The organism is Sulfitobacter undariae (genome assembly GCF_014196805.1).
In the GTDB taxonomy this organism is placed as follows: Bacteria; Pseudomonadota; Alphaproteobacteria; order Rhodobacterales; family Rhodobacteraceae; genus Sulfitobacter; species Sulfitobacter undariae.
The window spans coordinates 62,632-70,534 of record NZ_JACIEI010000017.1; the positions used below are offsets into that span (position 1 = coordinate 62,632).

General features: G+C 52.2%; 5 protein-coding genes and 3 pseudogenes. 6 read left to right on the forward strand and 2 right to left on the reverse strand.

What is annotated here, in order from left to right:
• Positions 1 to 124 precede the first annotated feature (124 nt).
• Together GGR95_RS16305 and GGR95_RS16310 are read right to left on the reverse strand one after the other, a co-directional pair.
• On the reverse strand, positions 125 to 3,019 hold the full coding sequence (locus tag GGR95_RS16305) for a hybrid sensor histidine kinase/response regulator (RefSeq protein ID WP_221384963.1): 2,895 nt from the start codon (positions 3,017 to 3,019) through the stop codon (positions 125 to 127).
• Between the two features lie 187 nt (positions 3,020 to 3,206).
• Complete coding sequence (locus GGR95_RS16310) at positions 3,207 to 3,395, reverse strand: MgtC/SapB family protein (protein ID WP_343042345.1); 189 nt, start codon at positions 3,393 to 3,395, stop codon at positions 3,207 to 3,209.
• 122 nt (positions 3,396 to 3,517) lie between these two features.
• On the opposite strand from GGR95_RS16310, the pseudogene GGR95_RS16315 reads away from it, so the two are divergent.
• From GGR95_RS16315 to GGR95_RS19190, 6 genes and pseudogenes are all read left to right on the forward strand, one after another.
• Positions 3,518 to 4,890 (forward strand): annotated as a pseudogene (locus tag GGR95_RS16315) (IS3 family transposase).
• 59 nt (positions 4,891 to 4,949) lie between these two features.
• Entirely contained in the window at positions 4,950 to 5,084 is a 135-nt protein-coding gene (locus GGR95_RS19075) for a hypothetical protein (protein ID WP_281395969.1), read from the forward strand.
• Between the two features lie 29 nt (positions 5,085 to 5,113).
• Complete coding sequence (locus GGR95_RS16320; protein ID WP_184567741.1) at positions 5,114 to 5,641, forward strand: imm11 family protein; 528 nt, start codon at positions 5,114 to 5,116, stop codon at positions 5,639 to 5,641.
• A gap of 155 nt (positions 5,642 to 5,796) precedes the next feature.
• Positions 5,797 to 5,975: pseudogene (locus GGR95_RS16325) on the forward strand (IS6 family transposase); the annotation flags it as partial.
• Between the two features lie 184 nt (positions 5,976 to 6,159).
• Complete coding sequence (locus GGR95_RS16330; protein WP_184567743.1) at positions 6,160 to 7,335, forward strand: M20 metallopeptidase family protein; 1,176 nt, start codon at positions 6,160 to 6,162, stop codon at positions 7,333 to 7,335.
• Positions 7,336 to 7,541: 206 nt separating this feature from the next.
• Positions 7,542 to 7,698: pseudogene (locus GGR95_RS19190) on the forward strand (IS6 family transposase); the annotation flags it as partial.
• Between the last annotated feature and the right edge of the window lie 205 nt (positions 7,699 to 7,903).

The following is a 7,903-nucleotide window of genomic DNA, read 5'->3' on the forward strand; positions in this document are numbered from 1 at the left end:
TGATCAAAGTTGAACGCGAAACGCTTTAGTCGGCCCCATCAGGCGCCCTCGCCCCTTTTTTAACCGCAGGCAAGGAGATTTGCCTGATCATCTTGCTAGCGCTACGGCATCGCAAGATGCGACGTCAACAACTTGACGATGTCGTGTTAACCAGTTCGCTTATGGCTTCCAATAATTCTGTGTCGCGGAACGGTTTTTTAACCATATTGCAGTTCCCCAAAGTGATCGCAGCAGGGACATCGGCGCCTCCGGTGGCAAAAACAATCGGGAGGGCCGCGTTGATACTTCTCGCGTCATTAGCGAGCTCTTCCCCAGATCGATCAGGCAGCCCGATGTCCGTGATCAAAAGGTCAACGCCGCCTTTGTGCAGTATCTCGATCGCGTGCTGTGCAGTAGCTGCTTCCAATACGTCATATCCCGAGTCTCCCAGACACAGGGCAATGTCCATGCGGATCAATGCATCGTCTTCACAGATGAGTACGCGCATGTTCGCAGGTTCGGCCGATACTTTTGCAATCGGAACTGAGGCGTCAGAAGGCGTTTGCTGTGGATAAACGATCGTGCCTTGCGTAGAGAGCATGCCGCGAATTTTTTGTGCCATTGTCAGTTGCGTATAGGGTTTACCCAGTAGCTCCACGCCTTCATCTAGTCGCCCGTCATGCACAATGGCGTCCTGAACATACCCAGATGAGAACAGCACAGGTAAATCGGGCCTTAGATTGCGTGCGATTTTGGCCAGATCATGACCTGTGGAGCCGCCGGGCATAACGACATCGGTGAACAACAGATCAACGGCGATCTCCGTTTCCAAAATGGCCTGCGCGTTTTTGGCGTCGGGGGCTTCCAGCACCGTATATCCTAAATCGGACAACATACCGGCAGCCGTTTCGCGCACTTCGTTATCATCTTCGACCAGAAGTATCGTCTCGGTACCGCCAGCCATGCCAATTGCGTTTATAGGCCGCGCAGCCGCTTCTTCTTGCAAGCAACGCGGTAGGTACAGTTTCACAGTTGTGCCTGTCCCGACGGTGCTGTCTATCAAAATATGTCCGCCGGATTGTTTGGCAAATCCATAAACCATGGACAGACCCAGACCTGTTCCGTGACCGTCTTCTTTGGTGGTGAAAAATGGATCGAAAATACGCTCAATCACATCCGCAGGAATACCTGATCCCGTGTCTGTCACAGCCAGCATGACGTACTGCCCCGCCTCTAATCCCGGCGAAGACCGGACATCAGCGGCGGCCAGATCGACGTTTTCAATACTGATCGTCAGTTTGCCCTGCCGGTCCATTGCATCGCGCGCGTTGATCGCCAGATTAAGCAGCGCATTCTCTAGGTTATTCGGATCGACGTTAGTGTTCCAAAGTTGGTCGTCAATGCGGGTTTCGAACTCGACCCCTTCACCAATGGCGCTTTGTAAAATTTCTGTTGTATCGGACAGCAATCTTTCAAGATTGATCACGATGGGGGCCAGTGGCTGTTTGCGCGCAAAAGATAGAAGCTGCGACGCCAGTGTTGCACCGCGCATAACGGCCTTCATCGCCTGTTCAATGCGTTCTTGCGCAGGGGATGCCTGTGCAATGTCACGGCCCGCCAATTGCAGGTTTCCGGTGATAACTTGCAGCAGATTGTTGAAATCATGTGCAATACCGCCAGCCAGCCCGCCGATGGCTTCCATTTTCTGGCTTTGTCGCAGGGTGGCGTACAGCTCCTCCAGCTCCTGATTGCGTTCCGCGACCCGCGTCTCAAGTGTGGCATTCATCTTTGCTATTTTGTCTTCGACATTTTTACGGTCTTCGATGTCGGTATTGGTGCCGACCCATCCTGTGAGCTCACCTGAATCCGAATGCAATGCAGACGCACGAACTAGATGCCAACGGTAGGTTCCATCTGATTTTCGAATACGAAATTCCGTTTCATATCCAATGCCATGCGCGATGGCATGTTCCCATTTTGCTGCAGAGGCATCAAGATCGTCGGGATGAACTACACGCGCCCAATCGGTGCCGTATAGCTGGCCTTCGCTGAAACCGGTGAACTCGTACAGCCTGTTATTGAGCCAGTTAAGCCCGCCGCTGGTGTCGGCCGTCCAAACGTGGTTCGGCATGGTCTGCGCCATTGCCCTAAATTTCTCGCGGGTGGCGGTCAGCTGGGCTTCGGCGATTTTTTGACCCGTCACATCATGCCCTTGCGCGAATATGCCGGTGGTCGCACCTGTTTCGTCTTTTAGCGGATGGTAAATGAAATCAATGTAATGTTGCTCAGGTTTGCCAGTCCTGACGGATTTTAGTTGCGCAGCCATCCCTTTAATCGAGACAGGTTCGCCAGATGTATAAACTTGGTCAAGCAGCTCGAAAAAACCCTGTCCTTCGAGCTCTGGCAATGCGTCCCGCACTGTCTGGCCCAACAGCTTTCTGTCGCCGACAAGATCTGTGTACGATTGGTTGACGATCTGGAAAACATGCTCTGGCCCGTTAATCACGGCCATAAAGCTTGGCGCTTGATCAAAGGCGGAGCGAAAGAAATCGCTCATCTGACCAAGGGCAAGATTCTCGGCTGAAATTGTTTCAGCACGCTGCAACAGAGCGGCTTGTGTTGGAATGGAGTCGGTGCCCACCGCCTGCGTGCCGCGATATAGCTCAGTTACGTCCATGGTGTTTTGTAAAATGAACTCTACCTTGCCATCGGCATCGATGATCGGCGTGTGAGTGGCGCTCCAGAAACGGTCCTCAATCTGACCCTCTGCTGATTCAATAGGGTAGGGGATCAGCGGAAGGTGATCGGCCTTTCCGGTTTCGAGAACCCTGCGAAACGATGTCCGAAGAAGTTGGTCGGGCGCTGAATTGGCAGGAGCCGGAAATTCCTCGAGCAAAAGTCGCCCGATCAGCGCACCGCGTTCGCGCCCGACTGTTCCGACATATGCATCATTAACCCAGACGATCCGTAGGTCTGGATCGACAAGTAAATACGGAGAGGGCGCAGCCGCAAATAGCGCATCAAGGTCGACTCTTATCATCAGTATTTCCGCAGCTCATTACCAACGCCAATGCCTGACGTGGGTAGATTTAATACATCCTGTAAAGGTCCTCGGCTTGGCGCTAACCTTCCAGAATCATTATAATATGCTACCTTTACAGCCAACTCTACCTATTCGTGTACTCGTGAGGGTGTGACAGCGAATTACTTTGCGAACTATGTGTGTTTCAATCATTGATCTCGAGATTTTCGCTTGCGTCGTAGGTGCCGGCTTTCTTTTCAAGTTTGCGCACGAGACCGATGATAATCAGCGCTAACAAGACGGTCATACCCGCAATTATCCACTCTCCAAGGCCGCAAGCGACCCCTACTGCTGCGGCTACCCACATGCTCGCCCCAGTCGTAAGGCCCCGCACCTTTCACTGATTCAGAAGAGGTGCATTTGCACCGTACAGAGGTTACGCTTCTTGAAGAGTGGTCTTGTCCCGGTTTAGTTCCGGTCTCTTTCGAGCAATGTCTTCTATGAAGGAGATTGAGAATGGCAACGAGATACACAGACGAGTTTCGGCGTGATGCAGTGCGCATCGCAACAACCAGCGGCTTAACACGTCCTCAGGTTTCATCTGATTTGGGTGTTGGGCTTTCGACCCTGAACAAATGGGTTCAGAAACACCAGCATGATGATTTGATGTCGGGTCCTCATGAAGATGTGGAACGGGAGAACGAACGCCTTCGCAAGGAAGTCCGCCTGCTGCGAGAGGAGAGGGAAGTGTTAAAAAAAGCGGCGATCCACTGACCGGCAGGGTTATGCGAAGTATGATCCCGAGAGGTTTCTTTGCAGGCCAAAGTCGGTGAGGTTTGCCTTCATTGACGCATGGGGAGAAGAATGGCCGGTTGAGTTTTTGTGCTGGGTTATGCAGGTCGCATCACGTGGGTATCGTGCGTGGCGGGTCCGCCCAATGTGTCAGCGACAGCGTCCCTCTCGGCAGATTTGTTTCACAAATCGCCTGCCGGGCAATGGATGATATGGTGATCTTGGCTCATATTCGTGACCAACATCGTCTCAGCCTGCAAAGCTACGGCCGCCCCCGGATGACTGAAGAGCTACAGGAACTGGGGTTGGCGGTAGGTCACCGGCGTGTGGGGCGCTTGATGCGAGACAACAGCATAAAGATTGTCAGAACTCGTAAATTCAAGGCTACAACCGACAGCAATCATACCTTTAACATCGCCCCCAATCTGTTGGATCAGGATTTTTCTGCTGATGCCCCAAACCAGAAATGGGCAGGCGGCATTTCATATATCTGGACCAGTGAAGGCTGGCTGTATCTGGCGGTCATTCTCGACCTATACTCCCGACGCGTCATCGGTTGGGCCCCCTCTCGTGACATTGCTACGCAATGCACTGCCGGGCAGTGGTGCAGCAATCGTATGAAGCGGGACCTGGCGATCCGGGCATTGGATATGGCGCTCGTCCATTGTCCTCGGACCAATGGCGGACAAGGCCTCGCCGCTGCGACAGCCGCCTAAGGGCTGCATTCATCATACGGATCGCGGGTCGTAATATTGTTCAGGCGACTATCAGAAGCGCCTGAACAAACATGGCTTCGAAGTATCCCCTCTCGCGCATGTAAACATACGCTGCCGGGCAGCGGATGAGCGAAAAAGGCAATTGTTACGACAATTCCCTTCTCGGCAGATTTGTTGCACAAATCGCCTGTCAGGCAATGCATGGTTGAAACGTTCTTCAAATCCCTCAAGGCTGAGCTGATCTGGCGCAACCGTTGGGAAACCAGACGTCAAGCCGAAGGGGCGATATTTCAGTATATCAATGGGTTCTACAATCCACGACGCCGGCACTCATCGTTAGGAGGTAAAAGCCCCTTGGCCTTCGAACGAAAGGCTGCCTAAATGAACTGAGAGACCGGAACGTAAACGAGACAAGACCACTCGAATAAAGGAACTAAATAATGACGGTGGTGTTGGGGAAAATGTATGGCGGTCCGTTCTGGGGTAAGTTCTACCTTGAGGTGTGCGATCCCGTAGATCAGGCGCGCATTGACGCTGGTAGAGCGGCGATGGACAAGGTCAAGTTAGACTTTTAGCCCATGGAGGCAGGAAGGGTAGGCTCCTTGTGAGTGCGGCTGATCGTAAGCGGAGCCCAGAACATCTCCCGCAAAAGCTGCAATTCGAAAAGGGCAAAAAGCTGCCGGATTTTATGACTAGTTTTCCGGGCTGCAACAACATATTTACCAGCTCAAAATTAGTCAGTAGCCGATTAAAAGAGCTGATCGAACACCACCGCAGTGAAGAGGATGACTGGGAATTCTATCCGGTCGATATCTTGCACAAAGATGGCACTTTATATGCGACCTATTATGTGTGGTGCGTCACGACCACTTTGGATGGGATCGACGAGACTTCCGAGGGGATAAAGTCGGTTGGCGGTCCGATTGATGGTAATCATCTGTGGCAGGAATTCGGGGAGCTTAGCCCGGCCCGTCTGAAGGTCAGGAAATTGATTGTTGGCGGGCTCAACGCTTGGATCGACTTTCGCTTTCATGCCACAATGGATTACTTCATTTCGGATGCCCTGTTTCAGGCGATGTCAGATGCAAAAATGACGGGATTTGATGCGCAATCCTTTTGGTCTGAAGTTTGATTTCATTTACAAGTTTTAAGTTATGTCATCGAATCCATTCAATAAGAATGACCCTTCTGGAAATCCGGTCTGTCGCAAAGTTTGAAGCCTGAGTTTCCCATTTAATGAAATCTTGTCATAAGCTGCGCAAAAAGGCGACAGGCAGGGCATCCCAAATGACGGCCAATTTCAAAGGCATCCATTACCCATGTCTGTGATCCTTTTCGCTGTATTTTTCAACGTTCGCTAGGGCGTTTCCTATCTGGACCTGGAAGAAATCACGGCCGAACGCGGCGTTGAAATTGACCATGCCACGCTGAACCGCTGGATGGTGAAATTCTCGGCATTGATCGCCCTACATTCGAACGGGCCGCATGAAATCCGTCTCGGGTAAGGCGCGTCACGCACTCAGGCTGATCTGTGCAACACGGCTGCATTCAGCCCAGCATCGGCCAGCGAATGCACATTGCAATAAGGTCATCTTAAACTATCATCTAAATGATACACTTTAAAAGTGCGGATGAATATTGGAGCGATTTATGCAAAGCGCAGAATTTATGGAATGGTACAAAGGCCAAGAAAGCACTTCGGTGGAGTGGTTTCAGACTCTTCACCGTTTCCCTGAAACGGCCTTTGAAGAACACCAGACAGCACATTTCGTCGCCAGCCGTCTCCGCGAATTTGGCATCGAGGTACACGAAGATATCGGTAAAACTGGCGTGGTTGGCGTGCTCGAAGGAAGCCGCCCGGGACCAAGCGTTGGGTTTCGCGCCGAACTTGATGCCTTAGAAATGGATGGTCGTGCGCCGGGGGATATACCGTCAGAGACGCCCGGAAAGTTCCATGGATGCGGCCATGATGGTCACAGTGTGACGCTTCTGACCTTTGCTGCCTTTCTTGCCAGCCACCGTGACTTTCCGGGGCGTGCCGTTTTCATTTTCCAACCGGCCGAGGAAACTCTGGGCGGTGCGGTTGCAATGCTGGAGGATGGGCTGTTCGACAGGTTCCCTGTTGATCAGATATATGCCCTGCATAACATTCCCGGCATAGAGCGCGGGACTGTCGCGATTTGCAAAGGCGGGGCATTGGCGTCCTCTGACGTGCTTCGCGTTACAATCACAGCAGATGGCACGCACGGCTCCGCGCCCCAGACGGGACAGGACGCGATCATGGCATCTGCAGTCTTCCTGACCGGGCTTCAACAAAGTATTACAAGGGTGATCGACTGCCGCGAGAATGTGGTGGTGTCGTTCGGCAAGATCGAAGGAGGCCGGGTTAACAACATTCTGCCGGGGGAGGTCACCATTGAAGGATCGCTCCGCAGCCATTCCGCCGACGCACGTCAGATTGCGCTTGACCAGATTGCACGTGTCGCCAAGTCTGTCGAGTTGACGTATGGTGTCAAGATTGACCTAGATTGTCAGCTTCTGGTCCCGGTTACGTTGAATGACGGGGTCTGTGCCGAACGTGTTGCACGGGCAGCAGGCAAAGTGATCGGCGAGGACAAGGTCTTTCGAGGTGTCACTCCGCCAATGGCCGCAGAGGATTTTTCCTATTTTGCGGAAAAAGTCCCTGCCACTTATTTCTTTGTCGGACAGGATGGACCTTACTGCCATCACCCTGAATTCCGTTTCGATCCTCAGATTTTCGCCATTGGCGCATCAATTTATGCTGAAATTCTATTCAACCAAGGAACAAATGAGCTGACCGGCTGAAGCCTCAGTCAATGGTGTATAAAGCCCTTCGACAGCATCTCAATATGCCATTGTAATGGTCATTGATGCGATTACAAAAGGACGAAGCGCCATAGGTTTCTCTCATGGTTCTGTAGCAAACTTCGGCGCACGACGGAATTGCTCAATACTTTGGATGGGATCATCAAGTTGTTGCCCAGCCAGCTGACTGATTGTAGCAAGTGCGGATGATCCGGCAAACCTCCGAACCCCGCTTAAATGGTACCGCTTCCCGCGGTCCATCATTTCCTACACTGTTTGGGCATATCATCGTTTTCGCTCAGCTTGCGGGACGTTAGGGGGCTCCTTGCCGAGCGCGGTGTCAGTGTAAGCTATGAAACCATCTGGACATAGGGTGGAAAATTTGGGGCGCAGATAGCGAAGCCCGCCTCTCCCGTGACGAACTTGTCCCATAGTGCTTCCTTCCAAGCCTAAGATAGGATCTCACCATTAAATGTAAGCGGTGCGTCGATCCCACCTATTTGACGTAATTCCACGGTAGCAGATCGTTGATCTGGCTTTGTTTGTGGCCTGCAACGATGGCTGTGAG